This window comes from Marinobacter sp. 1_MG-2023 (assembly GCF_030549045.1).
In the GTDB taxonomy this organism is placed as follows: Bacteria; Pseudomonadota; Gammaproteobacteria; order Pseudomonadales; family Oleiphilaceae; genus Marinobacter.
Genome location: NZ_JAUOST010000002.1, coordinates 90,936 through 106,314 on the forward strand (window position 1 = coordinate 90,936; position 15,379 = coordinate 106,314).

The window sequence follows — 15,379 nt, forward strand, 5'->3', positions numbered from 1 at the left end:
TTCAGTATTACGGTCGAGCCGGGAGCGTGAAGAACACTCCGGCGTCCCCTGAGCGCTCCCGTCAGACCCCGTTAATCGAGTCTGGCGAAATGCTTGAGCAGCAAATCCAGCACCTGCTGATTGCCGTTGAGCATGAACTCCGCGTGTCTCCCAATGGCACAGACGAACTCAATCTGATCAAGCGGCTGCAACGTGCGCCCTGGTGCCTTGTTGGAGACCTCGAATTCAATAACCCCAGCGAGCTCTATCCAGTACACTTTTTACTCTTTCATGTGCTGTATCGCCTGAGGGATACTCTGGCTAAGGCCGGCGAAAGCCTGACCATCTCCCCCATGCGAATCAGTATCGACTGTCAGAAAACAGTCAGCGGCGACGGTCTGCCCGACGCTGTTGATAACCTGCGGAGTTTCTATCTGGATCTTTCTCAGTACGAACTTCCGAAAAATGCGATTGAGCAGATGATGGAGAGGTTCTGGGCTGGCTACCAAGGCGCAGCCCCCTCAGGCCCGGAAGTCCTGGCCGCTGCAAATACTCTCGGGTTCGAAGCAGTTCCAGACAGTTTCTCGACAACAAAGCAGGCGTTTCGACGCGCCGTGATGCAAGCACACCCGGACCGGGGTGGAGAAACGGAGGCAATCCAGACACTCAATGAGGCGTTTGCCGTTCTGAAAACACATTTCAGTCAGATGATGGAGCAGACATGAGACGACAAAAACTCTGGAAACCTGTAGCCCTGTGGTCACTCATGTTGGGGAGTTTTTGCACAAAAGCGGACCTCGTCGTTCTCCAGTATCATCACATCAGTGATGCCACACCGCCATCCACCAGTACCTCTGTATCCCTGTTCCAGGCTCAGATTGAACTGATCAGGGATCTCGGTATTGAGGTTGTCGATCTGCCCTCTGCAACGGAAACGGTGTTCTCCGGAAATCCGCCAGCTGGCCAACGCATCGCTATTACCTTCGATGATGCCTACGAGTCGGTTTACAGCGAAGGCGCAGATATCCTTGGTGAAAGCTCCCTGCCCTACACCATTTTCGTTGATACTCAAGCTGTCGGTAGCCACGGCTATATGACCTGGGATCAGTTACGGGAGCTTGCTGAGCGCGGCGGCGTTACCATTGCAAACCATACCGCCGGGCATGGACACCTGGCGAGAAAACCCGATGAAGCGAAAGAAGACTGGAAAAAACGGATAACCCATAGCCTGGATTATGCGCAGGCTACTCTTGAGAAACAGCTTGGAACAAGCGCGCCTCTGTTCGCGTACCCTTATGGCGAATTTGATCAAGCACTGGAGGCGGAGGTTGCGGAGCGTGGCTGGTTCGGGTTCGGGCAACAATCGGGAGCTATCGGCCCGCTATCGGGCAAGACCCGCCTACCGAGATTTCCCATGGCTAACGCTTACGGAAAACTTGACGGACTCGAAGAGAAGTTGAACAGCAAGTCATTTCCTATAGATACTAACAAGCTGCCCGATGGCATTATAACCTCCAACCCGCCAACGCTGACATTGCCACCTTCAGACGCAATTCAACCCGAAAGGCTGACGTGTTTTGCCTCAGGTATGGGGCGCATAGAATTTGATGCCACAGATAAGGGAGTGAGTATCAAGGCTCCGGAACCCTTCAACAGCCGGCGGTTTCGTTATAACTGTACCCATCCTGCCGAAGACGGGAGCTTCTACTGGCTTTCACAGCAGTGGCTGGATCTCAGCCAACCGGAAGACTGAATCGACTACTCAGTCTCCACCATGATCAGCCCGAACTCGCCGGTGTTTATATGTGGTATTTTGCGGGGGCCATGACGCGTTTCGATAACTGTTTGCCCTTCCAGGTCCTGGCGGCGGGTAAAGAGCACCATCCAGCGTTCTTCTTTGGATACCAGAACGGGAATCCGGGCTTCAAGATAGCCAAGGCGATGCCAGTTTTCGGGCTCAAAATCCGACACCAGATCCGTCACCAAACGAACAGGGTTGAGTTCGCTGTCCAGAAAAACTACCGAAGGCACAAAAACGCCTTTGGAAGCGTACGAACGCAAGCGCAAAATCCGGGCTTTGAATTTATCTCCGCGTGGCAGAGCAATCAGTTGATAGGGGCTTGCTCCGGTAAGAAACTGATGAACAGGAGAGTCGTCGGTCAGGCGGATACCGAATTCACGCCCTTCCTGCCATGATTCGTGATCTTGCGCATCCATTGCCTGGCAGCAAGTGTCGGAAAAATGCTCAAGGTAACCTTTACTACTCTCTTCGATTCCCAGAATCGCAAAGGCATCGGGGTCGCGACCATCTACGGTCTCAATCGCCAAATGCATGTCGCCGGCGCGGTAGACCGTTGCGGGAGTATTCCCGGCGGGAGTCTCATCACCCTCCTGTTTGTCGTCTTTCGGGGTTTCCGGTCGATAGTATGTGGTTCTGACGTTACCCTCGGAATCACGCCAGGTGAAATAGGGCTGGCCATCTTCTTCCCGCACATATCCTTTGCGCCTCAGTTCTTCCGCATCAGGGTAATTCGCAGACGTAAATTCGGTACTGTCTGGGCTCCGCTCAGGTTCGCCCTTGGGCGAGTAACGTACGCGACCTTGTTCATCTACCCAGGTAAAATAGCCTTCTCGGTCTGACACCGTAGAGCCACCAACCTGACAACCTGCCAATAAAGCCCCGAAAGCGGCGCAGATAACAGCTCTCCGTACCTTGTATGCGTTCACTCAGACGCCCTTTTTGAAAGCAACACAGAGTGTCCTCAGAATTTCTTTCTGAAACTTAAACCGGCCATGACAACTCGCAATGAAGTTTTAACATCCAGCCCGGCGTAGGGGTTATAGATAATATTAGTAATGTTATCGCAGTTGAGGTTGCAACTGGTATCTGCCGGAATACTCTCAACAGAGTGTAAATAGCTGAGGTTCATATCAATTTCAGTATTTTTATCCCACTGGTACCCCATACCAACACTATAGAGGTTGGCGCCGCCAAACGGTGCCATCACCGAGCGCTGATCATCCGGTATCACCGAATCACGGATCTCAACACCTGCTCTCAGGTCAAGCCGGGATGAAGCATGAAACTCCATACCAAAAGCCCAGTTCCACTGGCTTTTGAACCCGAGGGGCAGCTTGAGGGTGTTAGGCGTGGCGTTGTCCGGAGACAGAATGCGTGCAGCATTAAGGAATTCCAGGTTCCGGTCAAAGCGAAACAGAAACGCATCCCACTGCGCGTAATCTGTCCACCCAATATCGGCGTTAAGAGTTAGTTTGGGGTGTACATCCACGCTGATACCGGTCTGGAAATGCTGGGGATAGACCAGATCCATACTGACATTACCGGCTTCCCGAGGGGCGCCGGAAGGCAGACTGAGAATGGCCGACGTAATCGCACCCAGAACCGATCCGTTAACACTCTGCCAGAACCCGGACCAGTCATCGGTATACTCGATTTCGAAAGTGCCCTTCATATTCATTTCGGCTTCGGAGGTATAGCTTGCCCCCCAGGAAAACCAGTCTACCGGATCCCACATCACGCCAAGCGTATAGGTGGGCGAAAGTGTTTCCTGAACGTTGATACTCAAGGCGCCGATGTCGTCCCAGGGGCCAACGTTACCGCCGCAAAGCGCCAACCATGGCTGCAGTGGCTCGTCGCCGCTTTCACAGTTGAACGCATCCTGAAGAATTTCTGCCACGCCCAGCAACATATTAGGCGCCCGCATATATTGATCCGCGGCAATACCCATATGGGACAAATGGATTCCGGCGCCCACTGACCACTCGTCATTGATCTTGTAGCCAACCGTTGGCGACAGGTACGTAGTACGTTGCAAGGCCGTTGCCTGGGGCTGGTAGCGGCCTGGATCATCTGTATCGCGGTAGAAACCCGCAGCGAGCGGCATATAAAAAGCGGTACCGAAGGTCAGCTTTGAACCCGGAGGATTGATCGTGAACCCACCCGAAGGTGCTATCGCCGGGCCCGGAGGGGTGCGAAGAATCCCGAACCCGGGAACATAAAGCGCAACATTGTTGGTATGGCTGTGGGAGTTGGCAACAGGATCCCTCTGCTCGCCTGTATCCGGATCGATTTCCAGACCATCAATACCAAATATCTCATACCCATCCGGAGCCGTGAAATCGGCATCAATATCCAGATAGATGCTCATAAGATTCACTTCGAACTGACGACCTTCAAGCTTTGTCAGGCCCGCCGGGTTGTAGTGAATCGCCATGATTCCGGGTGGATCTGCCGTGACCGCATTACCCAAAGCCAATGCCTTCGGATGAATGGTCAGGTTTTGTGCGAGCTGAGCCTGTGCTCCATATGAAAGTGTCGTTGCGACCATTGCCACAAGAAGCTGCCGCTGGTAGCTGTTATGTCCCATGAAATCTTTCCCTTCCCGTTAAATCGTCAGCGGCGCCAATCACTCTTTGAGGCCGGAGAAATTAATGGGCAGGGACACACCCAGGGAGAAGTCCGGAGCGTCCTCAGTCAGGCCGATACCAAGACTGGTGTTCACGATAGTGGTATCACTGACCCGGGTTCCCAGTGACATGCTCAGGAAACCGGTCATCTGGTCCTGCGCCATGGCCCGTTCGCCATTGGAGAAGGTCAGGATAGTTTCATCGCTATAGCTCAGCTGCGCTGAAATACTCAGGGATATGTCGTAGGAAAGTGAATAGGCGAATCCGGCAGAGCCCGAAATGCCAAATCCTGGCTCAACCTCTTGCAGCAGGCGCGCACCGCGAACCTGCTGCAGGTCCTCCGCTGGCAGGTTGTAGGTTGCGCTCAAGGAACCGAATACAACGACAGGATCAAGCACCTTTGACAGGCTCAACCCAGCGCCAAGAGAGTAATACCCACTGCCGCTTGAAAGCTGTTCGGTGATATCTATTTCGTAGGGACTTACACCGGTCTTGGTGGTAAACGTCCCGAACAGGGTCGTCGACATCTTGCCCGGCACATAGGCAAACGGCTGCCAACGTCCGGTAAAGGAGATGTCACCAAAATCGTACAAATTCAGTTCGTCTTCAGTATCGTACTTAACGACCAGGGGAATCCTGGCGCCAACTGTGAGGTTATCCAGAAAGCCATAATCGTACGAGAATGAATTGGTAAAGTTATGGGTTGCCGAGGGCACCACATCAAGGTTGCGTACGGAGCCGTCGGTGATGGCAAGATCCAGTCTCTGATCTGCCGTATAGGAGTAATCAAACGAATAGTTGAGGGAGTGAGTGCCCTTTTTCTGAAGCGAATAGTTCTTTTCGGCCGCCTGAAAAACTTCCTCAAGCTGGCGCGACGAGTCTTTATCTCCCTCCTGTTTAGCGAGTGCGTCCCTCGCCTGATCTACATTTCCGTCCTGCGCCAGGGCCATGCCCGGAAGCAAACCTGTCGCGGAAACAAGGATAAGACCTCGCACAAACCAACGATTCATCCTGACTCCCTTAATTTTTATTGGTTATGATCCTGAACCAGGCAAGCCGCCTGGAAATCGCTAATTGCGACGGTAGTGCAATTGTTTTCGGGTATTTTCGACACTGCCGTCGGGGTTGTTCTTCTGGCGCTCAAGCAAATTCTGAACGCGCCGGGCCGTGGCCTCGTGGAAGTCCGGTATGCGCTCCAGTGCCAGCAGCGTCATCGTCTGATCGTCTATAAAACGCAGGTCTTCTTCTTTTAGTTCGAGGTTATCCAGGGGTTTATCACTGCCCGGGAAAACAATAAAAAGCACATTGTCATCCCACGTTTCTTCGAACTGGGCGAGCGTGAAAGACAGATTTCCAACCGCAGGATCTGCCAGGTATACACGGCCGTCCCGTATGGTTCTGAGCACAACAAAGTGTTTAAAGCCTGCATGCTGGATAGGGACGATTGCGGGGTGGTCCAGGTCAATCAGGTCGTCGATTGTCGCGCGGAAACCACCCGATGGATAACCCAGTGCGGTGACAAGGCGCTTCATATCAAGCATGGAAAAAGCCCGGCGCGAAACGATGCGCTCACTTTCCCCATAATGCAGCAGACCTTCCATCACTTGACGCTCCGAGAGCGTGCGGCCGAGATAGAAATTCAGAACGGTTGTCAGCGCAGCGCTACCGCAGCTGTAGTCATACGCCTGACGCACAATATTGCGAAATTTCTGCTCCACCAGCGGCTCAATACGAAAATCGGTACTCAGCTTTGCAGGACTGGAATCGACTTGCTGCTCAATAACAACGGCCCCCCTTTCGTAGGGCTCTACCACAGTAGCTTCCTGCACCATGGCAAATGTAAGAACGGATCCAGCGAGCACCAGCAGCATGTCGGACGAAATCCCTGTTTTTATTAAATGCGACTTTATCGGGTTACATATTGTTACGGTAAGATACCGAAATAGCAGGGGGCTTAAAGATAACTGTGCCTCAAATCTGGCGGTGCAGCTGCGCGCTGCCCTTCGTATCTATGGAAGGCAGGTGAAACGGGGCTTGGGGTGACGCAGGTGGTAAAAGTTCGGGAGAGCAGGCGCAAGGCATCTCGCGCCTGCCCGACTGTCAGATAGTAAAAATCATGTCCATAAGCAGGTAGCACAGCAGAGTCACCACCACGATGCCGGCTATGTTCAGCGCAAACCCTGCCCGGATCATATCGCGGATCTTCATGTGCCCACTGGAGAACACAATCGCATTGGGCGGTGTCGCAACCGGCATCATAAAGGCACAACTGGCAGCAATGGCAGCAGAGACCGTCAGGAGCAACGGCGAGCCGTCCTGCGACAGTGCAAGCGCCCCGAGTAATGGTAGAAAAGCTGCGGCTGTAGCCGTGTTGCTGGTTACCTCCGTGAGGAAAATAATCACCGTAACAACCAGCATGACCATGACGATCACAGGTAATGCGCTTGCAGCACCCATGCTCGAGGCAATCCAGTCTGCCAAACCGGAGCTACTGATAACACCCGCCATGGCCAAACCGCCACCGAAAAGCAAAAGAACATCCCAGGGAATGCCTTTGGCCGTTTCCCAATCAAGTACAAAACTCTGCTGGCGCACATTGACCGGAATGATGAACATGGCAATGGCCGCCGATACCGCGATCCCCGTATCCGTCAACCAGGGCGCGACGCTGGCCGACAGTAAGGGCCGGAAAATCCAGGCACTGGCTGTCAGTAAAAACACGACCGCAACCAGTTTCTCACCGCGGCTCATTTGGCCCATTGCCGTGAGCTCATCATTAATAGCCGAGCCGGCACCTTGCTGCGCCGTCAGACCAAAATCCGTGCGGGTCAGCCACCACCAGACGATACCCAGCATCACGATTGCAACTGGTACGCCGAGAAGCATCCACTGGGCAAATCCGACTGAAATTCCCTGAGTCTCATTGAGATAAGCTGCCAGTAGCGCATTGGGAGGCGTCCCTATCAGCGTAGCAATACCCCCAATACTGGCGGAGTATGCGATGGACAATAGCAGTGCCGTAGCATAACGCTGTACGTTCTCCGGCTCGCCATTACCCATCATGCCAATAACCGACAAACCAATAGGCAGCATCATGATCGCAGTCGCGGTATTGCTGACCCACATGCTCAGAAACGCTGTCGCCAGCATGAAACCTGCAATCTGGCGCTTTGGCTCGTTGCCAACGGCCTTCAGCGTCATCAGGGCAATACGACGATGGAGATTCCAACGTTGCATCGCAAGACCCAGAGTGAAACCACCCAGGAACAGAAAGATAATTGGGTGCGCATAGGGAGAGGTTGCCTCAGAGATACTTCCGAGGCCAAGCCCCGGCACAAGCACAATAGGCAGCAGAGCGGTTGCGGGAATCGGGATAGCTTCGGTTGACCACCAGGTTGCCATCAGTAGCATCAGACCCATTGCCGACCAGGCCTCCACCGACATGGATTCTGGTGGCGGTAGAATTACCGTCATCAGAAGAAATCCGGCGCCGAGAACCAGGCCGATAAACCGACTTCTGGGGTAACCTCCCGCCTCTTCCTTCATCTGTTGTTCAGTCATGCAAACACTCCACTCCTCTTCGGAACATTCGGAGCCGAATAATGCCTGAACTCAATCGCCAGAGCGATATCCCGCAGGCAGAAACCGGCCAAAACCGGAACTCTTGCCAAGCTCAGAGCCAAGAGCCCCCTCCGTCACCGCAAGCCGACCGTTGATCAATACGTGCTTTACACAGCCAGGCACCCGATTGACCATTCGGTCGAGGTCAAAATTTTCCATTTCTGCCCATTCGACGTCCTCCAGGTTCTGGTCGAGACCTTTTGGATCCAGCACGGTAATATCTGCGCGGTCACCCTCCCGGATACGACCTGCTTCTATTCCGAACCAGTCCGCCTGCTCGCCTGTCAGGCGATGCACCGCCCGTTCAAGAGACATCACGGGCTCGCCCTCTTCCACGCTTTCGAGAACCAGCTTGAGAAACCTTAAAGGCAGGTTGTAAAACGCCATATTACGGATGTGTGCCCCTGCATCCGAAAACGTGATCAGAGCATCAGGCTGGGCAACCATTTTACTTAGCCGATCCTTACGATGATTCCCTACTACGGTATACCAGCGCAGTGCACGCCCGTGGGTCACAACCATATCGAGGAAGAAATCCACCACGTGGATACCGCGCTCCAACGCCAACTCAGCGAAATTCTGGCCAACCACACTATGGTCCGGGCAATCGAGAATAACGGCATCACCAAAATCCCGCTGCCAGACTCGCGGCGAGAGTTTTTCCCGATAGAACTTACGGAATTTTCGGCGATACGCTTCGTCTTTGAGCAGTTCATTTCGTTCAAGTTGGTCTCGAAGATCCAGCGCCATCTCGCCAGCACCGAACTCCTCAAACAACACTATGTCCATGCCATCGGCATAGACCTTGAAAGGGGTAGGTAAAAGCTGCCAACGAAAATTTCCACCAAAGCTGTTTGCGATCCGGCTCACCAGGCTGGCCATGGGTCTGACCGTTGGGTTGCCCTTAAGATCAATCATCGCAATGAGGGTTGTTTTCAGCGGTTTGCGCAACCAGCCCAGGGTTTCCCGAAGATACTGTGTCACCTGTAAGGGGTTAGCGGCATTAGGCGCACCCTGATGCACACGGTCATACCGGCGCAGCAGACGATTAAGCCGGCTGACTTCGTTCCAGCGGGCATAGGTGCTGGGCAAGCTCTTGGACCATTCCCTGTCACCATCTACCTTGTCCCATTTCAGGCACATGGTCGATAAGCCCAGAAAACCTTCCTGCAACGCCTCTTCCAGCAGGTCTTCCATCCGCTGCTGTTCCTGTGGGCTCGGTTTTACTTCCCTATCTGTTGCCCGGTGCAACCCCATCACTGCTGTTCGAAGGTCGCTGTGACCGAGAAAACTGATTACATTGGGCCCCAGAGGGTGATTCCGGATAAAATCGACCCATTGCTTTGGCGTGCTCCAGCTCTTGTGCGCCTGCAGAATCGGCAACACTTTTTCCCGCGGCACTGTTTCGACCCGGGTAAAAATGTCTGAGGCATCTTCCGCCGCCGAACACACCATACTGAGAGAGCAGCTGCCTATCAGCACCGTTGTTACACCATGCCGCACCGACTCCGAAAGCGCAGGAGAAACCAGTAATTCGGCATCATAGTGTGTGTGGGTATCCAGGAATCCCGGCGTTACCCAACAGCCACTTGCATCAATAACCCTGCTCGCCAGGGCAGGGTCCGGCTCCTCTTCAAATACCCGAGCCACCCTGCCATCAAGAACCGCAACATGAGCAATACGCGAGGCGGCACCCGTACCATCGAAATAACGCCCTCCGATAATCAGCGTGTCATACTGGCTCACAGTGTTTGACTCCTTTTTTATTTTTATTGATTTTTAATTCTGAAAATCAGTCTAACCTTCTGCACATGCAACGCAAACGGTGGTGTAAGGCAGTACCTGAAGCCGTCGAGGATCAATAGTTTCACCACAGACTTCACACTCGTCACCCACGCCATGCTCAATTCGTTCGAGTGCTGTTTTTATCTGACTCAGTTCGGCCCGGGTCTCTTCTTCAAGCGAATCAACGACTTCATCGTTCTGTGTCTGCTGAGCACGTTCCTCGGAATCCTTGTCCAAAGCGCCTTCTTTGCGCTGCTGATGGGCTTCATAGCGTTCCAGCCGAGCAGTAAGATCGGCTCTCAGGGTTTCAAGCTCTGCTTTGCGATTACTCATTTCACATCTCCTGGTGTTTCAGACCTGTCGCGGACTCCATATAGACAACATTAGCGCCTAAGCCCTTCGCGAGATTGATGTTCGTCACAATTATGGCAATGTACTCAGGAGAGAATAGTACTTTACCCGCAATCAGAACAAAGGAGCTGCAAATGCTGGGTCTGAACAAGCTGGGAAAAACCGCTAATCGGTTAGTCAGTACATTTGAAACAAAGGTGCGCGACGGGCAGCAATACCTCGAAAAGTTGGTTGGAGATACCGGCGTTATGGATCACGCGAAAATCTCTACCATGTCAGAAATGTCAGATGCCTATCGCACCATGGCAAAAGACCTTCTGCTGAACCCGTGGCGCTTTGTGGGAGCAGAGCTGGACCTGGCCCGTAAACACGCGGATCTAGGCTCTTACACTTTCTCCCGGCTGACCGGGGTTGAGAAAGACCCGGTTGCACCACCAGATATCGATGACCGGCGTTTTAACGCGGAAGAATGGCACAAACACCTGCCGTTCGATGTATTGCACCAGGCCTACCTGATTAACTCCCGCGCTTTTCTGGATTGGGTAGAGAACATGCAAGGCGTTCCGCCTGCAGGCAAGGAACAGATGCTTTTCTACGCTCGCCAACTCACGAGCGCGCTGGCACCCTCCAACTTCCTGGCAACAAACCCAGAAGCTCTGAAAATAACCTGGGAGCGCAAGGGTATGAATCTGGTTGATGGCGGGCGACAGTTCATCGATGATTTCCGCCAGAACCCGAAACTTTTCAACGTCGGCATGACCGATCGATCTGCATTCGAGGTTGGCGAAAATCTGGCAACCACGCCTGGCAAAGTAGTCTTCCAGAACGATTTGATACAGCTCATCCAGTATACGCCAACCACGGAAACCGTCAGCAAGCGACCCTTACTTATCGTGCCGCCCTGGATCAACAAGTATTACATTCTTGACCTGACCACCAAGAAATCCTTTGTTCAATGGCTTGTGGATCAGGGGCAGACAGTCTTCATCATATCCTGGCGCAATCCCGGGCCTGAGTTTAGAGACAAAGGCTGGGACGACTACATGCTGGAAGGCCCGCTGGCAGCCATGGATGCTGTCACAGCCGCTACCGGCGAAGAACGGATGAACCTCCTGGGATACTGCATCGGGGGCACTCTTTTGGGCTCCACCCTGGCCTGGTTGAAGAAGAAAGGGAAAGACCCTGTTGTCAGTGCTACTTACCTGACCAGCCTGCTGGACTTCTCCGATCCGGGTGGCATTGGCGTGTTTATCAACGAGCACTCAATCCGTGGCATAGAACGGATGCTGGACAAAAAGGGCTACCTCGACGGCCGTGCCATGGCCTTTACCTTCAACCTGTTACGGGAAAACGAGCTGTTCTGGTCGTTCTGGACAAACAGCTATCTCAAGGGAAAGAAACCTGCAGCGTTTGACCTGTTGTACTGGAATACCGATGGCACCAACCTGCCCGCAAAAATGCACAGTTTTTACCTGCGGGAGATGTATCTCAATAACCGCCTGGTAGAGCCCGACTCTCTCAGCTTTGCTGGCGAAAGCATTAACCTCGCGGAGATAGAAGTCCCGTCGTTCTTTCTTTCAGCGCGTCAGGATCATATTGCCAAGTGGAAGTCCACCTACAAGGGTGCACTGGTTCATGGAGGGGATGTGCATTTCGTACTGTCTGGCTCCGGGCATATTGCAGGCGTCATAAACCCTCCGTACAAAGAAAAATACGGCTACTGGACAAATGACTCCATGACGCCGGATGCCGATGAGTGGCTCGAAAATGCGGATGAGCACGCTGGATCCTGGTGGCCACACTGGCTGGAGTGGATTCAGCAACACGCAGGTGAACAGGTTGCCGCCAGAATACCCGGGGACGGCAAGCTTGCCGTGCTGGAGGACGCTCCGGGGAGCTATGTTCGGGTAACGGCGGCAGAAGCCGCCAAATAAGCTTCAGACGAAAACAAATGCTGTCCGGCACCAACGGCTTAATCTCAGGCCGTTCGCCGGACAGTAATTATCAGCCAGACAGCAGTTCAATCGGGTAACGAATCGTCGTCTGGTCGACCCCTGGCCGGGCACCAAAGTCTACAAGCCGCAGACGATTACAGATCTTGTTCTCCAGGCCAGGCTCACCCAACGTTGACTCAACCACAGAACACTGCGACACGGCACCACTGGATTCGATTACCAGCTCAGGCGTAATACTGCCCTGAAGCGATGGCTTGCGACGAAGCTCCCGGTTGTAAATGCTGTAGATAGCCGATTTATTGGCATCCATTGTACGTCGCAACTCTTCTTTGCTGCGTGTTCGGGAAGCGGTTTCCTGCTTCTCGCGGCGGACGGCCTCTTTGACCTCCGCAACACGCTCAGTTTCTGCAACTTCCGTTCTTTCGCGCTCTTCCAGAACGACCTGACGGCTCTCACGCTCAAGTGTTGCGTCACTCACACCAGCACTGCGCTCATTTGTGGTGGCGCGGGCTGCCAGCGTGTCCGCTGTTGATTTCCGGGTAATGGATTTAGCTGTGCGCGTAACCGGCGCGTCAAGCTTCACCGAACTGGCCAACTCGCTAAGCTTGGACAGTTCATTGCCCATCGCAAGAATTCCCGTGCTCTTGGCTTTTTCACGAGCCTGGGCGACGGCTTCGGGTTTGGGCTTTTCCTTCACCTCGGGTTTCGGTGGCTCAGGTTTCGGCTTTGGTGCGGGCTTCGGCTCTGGTTCCGGTTCAGGCTTGGGCTGTTCAACCGGTTTCTCTTCGGTTTTTTTCTCAGGCTCTGGTTCTGGCTCGGGCACAACCGGTTTAGGCGGTTCTTTTTTTTCAATAACCAGCTTGGCCAGCTGCGGAGGCAAAGCCTCGCGCTCCTGCCGGTCCCTCTCGGGCAAATCGATCCAAGTGATGTAACCTGCAAAGATCACGAACAGCGGCGCGACAACCAGCGCCACGGATAGCAAGCGCCTGCGCTCGCCCCGCTCGTGACTCCAGGGTAATCCATACCGGTAATCCGTCATGCTCCGGCCCCCTCTTTTGCACGCTGGTTCACCGCCAGAGATATACTTGCGTATCCAGCGTCCACACAGGTAGACATAATTTTCTTGAGCAAATCGTAGGGAAGTTCACGGTCTGCCAGAATGGTAATCGCCCGCCCTGCCTCGGGCTCTGGCTGGCCTGAACGGCTGGCTTGATAGTCCAGTTCCTGTTTCAAACCTGGCTCAACCTGACCATCCAGTGCTTGCAATACATCGCGTTTGATGACCACTCGCCCGTTTACCAGAATATCCTGGTCGGTTACGGTCAGCGCGAGCACATCGCCGGGCGGTTGCACCGCTGACGAGTCTGGTAACTTGATGGAGCTGTTCTGGTTGAGCACCTGCACGTCAGATGAAGAATTTACCATCAGGAAGAACACAAGAATCGTAAAGATGTCCATCAGTGACACCAGGTTCATCTTGCTCTGATTCTTGTTTCGTCTGTGGTGGCGCTTCAGGCGGCGGGCTTTTGCAGATTCTTTCATGACTGCCCCCCTTCTTTCAGCGCCTCTCCAGCCTCTACTGTCGGCGCATCGCCCAGTGAGATTTCAGGGAACAGTTCCGCCTCAACCAGGTTACCGGCGACTACCGCATCATAGGAGCGAACCGTATCCATTACGGAAACCAGCGCCTGATATGACGTTTCCTGAGAGGGCATAATAATAATATCTTTCTTATCAGGAACTCGGCTTTTTATCTCTTTCATAACGTCTTTGAGCGCAACGAAGTCATACTCGCCATCGTTCTGGGCAATGGCCTTGATGACCCCACCCTGGTTATCAGCGACCACCAGTCGGTCCGAATGGATAACCACCTGTATCTGCAGTTCTTCAGCCTGATCCGGGGTAAGGCTTTCACCCGTTGGGAAGTTGAGCTCCAGAACGCTGGTGTGAGCAAACACCATATTCAAAAGCAGCACCGGCACCAGCACAATCATAAGGTTCATGAAGGGCGTGATATCGAGATCCGGCTCACTCTGTAATCGACGATGCTTCCGTCTCATAGCCTGAAATCCTTCAACTGATTATCAGGCCGGAGTACGGGCGGTAGCGCCTGCGAGAGCGCCGGACGGCGCTGCAGACGAAGCACTGGGTGATGTAGCCTGCCCTGCTGATGCAGAACCAGGACGCGTGCCAGAACCATCGCTGAGCAGGTTGAGCACTTTAATGCCCGCCATTTCAAAGCTGTCGACAATTTCATTGGTTTTGGTTTGCAGGACTGAATGAATCAACAGCATAGGAATAGCCGACATAAGACCGAATGCAGTGGTGTTCATGGCCACTGAAATACTCTGGGAGAGCAGGCTGGCCTTTTGCGCAGGGTCTGCAGCTGCAACAGCGGTGAATGCTGCAATCAGGCCGATGATCGTACCCAGAAGACCCAAAAGTGTTGCAATGTTCGCTAGTGTTGCGAGGTACTGGGTCCGCTTTTCGATGCGAGGCATAACATCAAGCAGACCCTCTTCCATGGCGTACTCGATGTCTTCACGTCCCTGTCGGCGAGCCAGTCGCTGCAAGCCAAAACCGATCATTGTTGACATGGCAGTGCCAGATTCCTGGGCGTAATTGAGTGCACCTTTGAAATCTCGCTTTGCAATCATCTGATGAAGGCGATTGAAGTCTCTGCGATTCGTGATCTTCTGGGCAGACAAGTATACATATCGCTCAATGGCTACAATGAGTCCGATAATCAGCACAACGGCAATCGGAAACATAAAAAAGCCACCTTCCTGAAAGAAGCGAACGGCGGTATCGATCATTTTCTAGGCACTCCATGGTCCGGGTTTTGAGTCAGTCTAAGCGCTGCTCTACCCCAAAGGGGTTAAGTTTGCGGAAGTCTTTGTTGCGGTTTGTTGTAGTTTGCACTCGGGCACAGAAACACTGTGACATACGTCTCACTAATTACCCTGTTTCACTTCAACCGGTTCGCTACTGAACGCCTCATGGTAGCGGACAAGTCTTTGAAATTCGTAGCGCTCCAGAGGTGAGAAAGCTTGTTCAACCATCAATTGCTCGTCTGGCGCCCGGAGTTCATCAACCTCCGGTGGTTGCCAGGGCACTATGTACATCACCGTAGGTACCTCCTGGTCGCCCCGAATGCGGGTGCCCTCGATGGTAACTATCCCTGTCTCCTGGGCTTGAGCTGCCGGCAGAGCAACCCATGAAGCAAGAGCCAGCAGAACTGACTTACCCAGTTGTCTCAT

General features: G+C 53.5%; 15 protein-coding genes. 3 read left to right on the forward strand and 12 right to left on the reverse strand.

Features of this window, described 5'->3' with window-relative positions; genetic code table 11:
- Positions 1-26 precede the first annotated feature (26 nt).
- A complete protein-coding gene (locus Q4606_RS06670) occupies positions 27-704 on the forward strand; it encodes a DNA-J related domain-containing protein (protein ID WP_303607057.1) in 678 nt (225 codons plus the stop codon).
- Entirely contained in the window at positions 701-1,732 is a 1,032-nt protein-coding gene (locus Q4606_RS06675; protein ID WP_368502308.1) for a polysaccharide deacetylase family protein, read from the forward strand. Before Q4606_RS06670 ends, Q4606_RS06675 begins: the two co-directional genes overlap by 4 nt.
- 5 nt (positions 1,733-1,737) lie before the next feature.
- Here Q4606_RS06675 and Q4606_RS06680 read toward each other — a convergent pair whose 3' ends face one another.
- From Q4606_RS06680 to Q4606_RS06710, 7 genes are all read right to left on the reverse strand, one after another.
- Positions 1,738-2,706 carry a MalM family protein gene (locus tag Q4606_RS06680; protein ID WP_303607058.1) on the reverse strand — a complete coding sequence of 323 codons (969 nt, stop codon included), beginning with the start codon at positions 2,704-2,706 and terminating at the stop codon, positions 1,738-1,740.
- 35 nt (positions 2,707-2,741) lie between these two features.
- A complete protein-coding gene (locus Q4606_RS06685) occupies positions 2,742-4,367 on the reverse strand; it encodes an OmpP1/FadL family transporter (RefSeq protein WP_303607059.1) in 1,626 nt (541 codons plus the stop codon).
- Between the two features lie 39 nt (positions 4,368-4,406).
- The gene (locus Q4606_RS06690; protein ID WP_303607060.1) at positions 4,407-5,417 is read right to left on the reverse strand and encodes a transporter; all 1,011 of its coding nucleotides are present in this window, start codon (positions 5,415-5,417) and stop codon (positions 4,407-4,409) included.
- Positions 5,418-5,477: 60 nt separating this feature from the next.
- The gene (locus Q4606_RS06695) at positions 5,478-6,278 is read right to left on the reverse strand and encodes a C39 family peptidase (protein ID WP_303607061.1); all 801 of its coding nucleotides are present in this window, start codon (positions 6,276-6,278) and stop codon (positions 5,478-5,480) included.
- A gap of 229 nt (positions 6,279-6,507) precedes the next feature.
- Positions 6,508-7,968, reverse strand: a complete 1,461-nt coding sequence (locus Q4606_RS06700; RefSeq protein ID WP_303593256.1) for a DASS family sodium-coupled anion symporter — start codon at positions 7,966-7,968, stop codon at positions 6,508-6,510.
- A 51-nt stretch (positions 7,969-8,019) separates the two neighbouring features.
- Complete coding sequence (locus Q4606_RS06705) at positions 8,020-9,774, reverse strand: amidohydrolase family protein (protein WP_303607062.1); 1,755 nt, start codon at positions 9,772-9,774, stop codon at positions 8,020-8,022.
- 51 nt (positions 9,775-9,825) lie between these two features.
- Positions 9,826-10,146, reverse strand: coding sequence for a TraR/DksA family transcriptional regulator (locus Q4606_RS06710; protein ID WP_303593260.1), 321 nt, complete (start codon positions 10,144-10,146; stop codon positions 9,826-9,828).
- Positions 10,147-10,298: 152 nt separating this feature from the next.
- Here Q4606_RS06710 and Q4606_RS06715 point away from each other — a divergent pair, with 152 nt between their 5' ends.
- Positions 10,299-12,098, forward strand: a complete 1,800-nt coding sequence (locus tag Q4606_RS06715) for an alpha/beta hydrolase (protein WP_303607063.1) — start codon at positions 10,299-10,301, stop codon at positions 12,096-12,098.
- 70 nt (positions 12,099-12,168) lie between these two features.
- On the opposite strand, the gene Q4606_RS06720 is transcribed toward Q4606_RS06715, so the two are convergent.
- From Q4606_RS06720 to Q4606_RS06740, 5 genes are all read right to left on the reverse strand, one after another.
- Positions 12,169-13,158, reverse strand: coding sequence for an AgmX/PglI C-terminal domain-containing protein (locus tag Q4606_RS06720; protein WP_303607064.1), 990 nt, complete (start codon positions 13,156-13,158; stop codon positions 12,169-12,171).
- Positions 13,155-13,661 (reverse strand): biopolymer transporter ExbD, encoded by a 507-nt coding sequence (locus tag Q4606_RS06725; RefSeq protein WP_303593266.1) that lies wholly within the window; start codon positions 13,659-13,661, stop codon positions 13,155-13,157. Before Q4606_RS06725 ends, Q4606_RS06720 begins: the two co-directional genes overlap by 4 nt.
- Complete coding sequence (locus Q4606_RS06730) at positions 13,658-14,179, reverse strand: biopolymer transporter ExbD (protein ID WP_303593268.1); 522 nt, start codon at positions 14,177-14,179, stop codon at positions 13,658-13,660. Before Q4606_RS06730 ends, Q4606_RS06725 begins: the two co-directional genes overlap by 4 nt.
- 24 nt (positions 14,180-14,203) lie before the next feature.
- Complete coding sequence (locus Q4606_RS06735; RefSeq protein ID WP_303593270.1) at positions 14,204-14,935, reverse strand: MotA/TolQ/ExbB proton channel family protein; 732 nt, start codon at positions 14,933-14,935, stop codon at positions 14,204-14,206.
- A 138-nt stretch (positions 14,936-15,073) separates the two neighbouring features.
- Positions 15,074-15,379 (reverse strand): hypothetical protein, encoded by a 306-nt coding sequence (locus Q4606_RS06740; RefSeq protein ID WP_303593272.1) that lies wholly within the window; start codon positions 15,377-15,379, stop codon positions 15,074-15,076.

Bases quoted from the DNA above. Each gene is read 5' to 3' on its own strand.
- Q4606_RS06675 (WP_368502308.1), top strand. From the start codon at position 701: ATGAGACGACAAAAACTCTGGAAACCTGTAGCCCTGTGGTCACTCATG.
- Q4606_RS06685 (WP_303607059.1), bottom strand. From the start codon at position 4,367: ATGGGACATAACAGCTACCAGCGGCAGCTTCTTGTGGCAATGGTCGCA.
- Q4606_RS06690 (WP_303607060.1), bottom strand. From the start codon at position 5,417: ATGAATCGTTGGTTTGTGCGAGGTCTTATCCTTGTTTCCGCGACAGGT.
- Q4606_RS06695 (WP_303607061.1), bottom strand. From the start codon at position 6,278: ATGCTGCTGGTGCTCGCTGGATCCGTTCTTACATTTGCCATGGTGCAG.
- Q4606_RS06700 (WP_303593256.1), bottom strand. From the start codon at position 7,968: ATGACTGAACAACAGATGAAGGAAGAGGCGGGAGGTTACCCCAGAAGT.
- Q4606_RS06710 (WP_303593260.1), bottom strand. From the start codon at position 10,146: ATGAGTAATCGCAAAGCAGAGCTTGAAACCCTGAGAGCCGATCTTACT.
- Q4606_RS06715 (WP_303607063.1), top strand. From the start codon at position 10,299: ATGCTGGGTCTGAACAAGCTGGGAAAAACCGCTAATCGGTTAGTCAGT.
- Q4606_RS06720 (WP_303607064.1), bottom strand. From the start codon at position 13,158: ATGACGGATTACCGGTATGGATTACCCTGGAGTCACGAGCGGGGCGAG.
- Q4606_RS06725 (WP_303593266.1), bottom strand. From the start codon at position 13,661: ATGAAAGAATCTGCAAAAGCCCGCCGCCTGAAGCGCCACCACAGACGA.
- Q4606_RS06730 (WP_303593268.1), bottom strand. From the start codon at position 14,179: ATGAGACGGAAGCATCGTCGATTACAGAGTGAGCCGGATCTCGATATC.
- Q4606_RS06735 (WP_303593270.1), bottom strand. From the start codon at position 14,935: ATGATCGATACCGCCGTTCGCTTCTTTCAGGAAGGTGGCTTTTTTATG.
- Q4606_RS06740 (WP_303593272.1), bottom strand. From the start codon at position 15,379: ATGAGACAACTGGGTAAGTCAGTTCTGCTGGCTCTTGCTTCATGGGTT.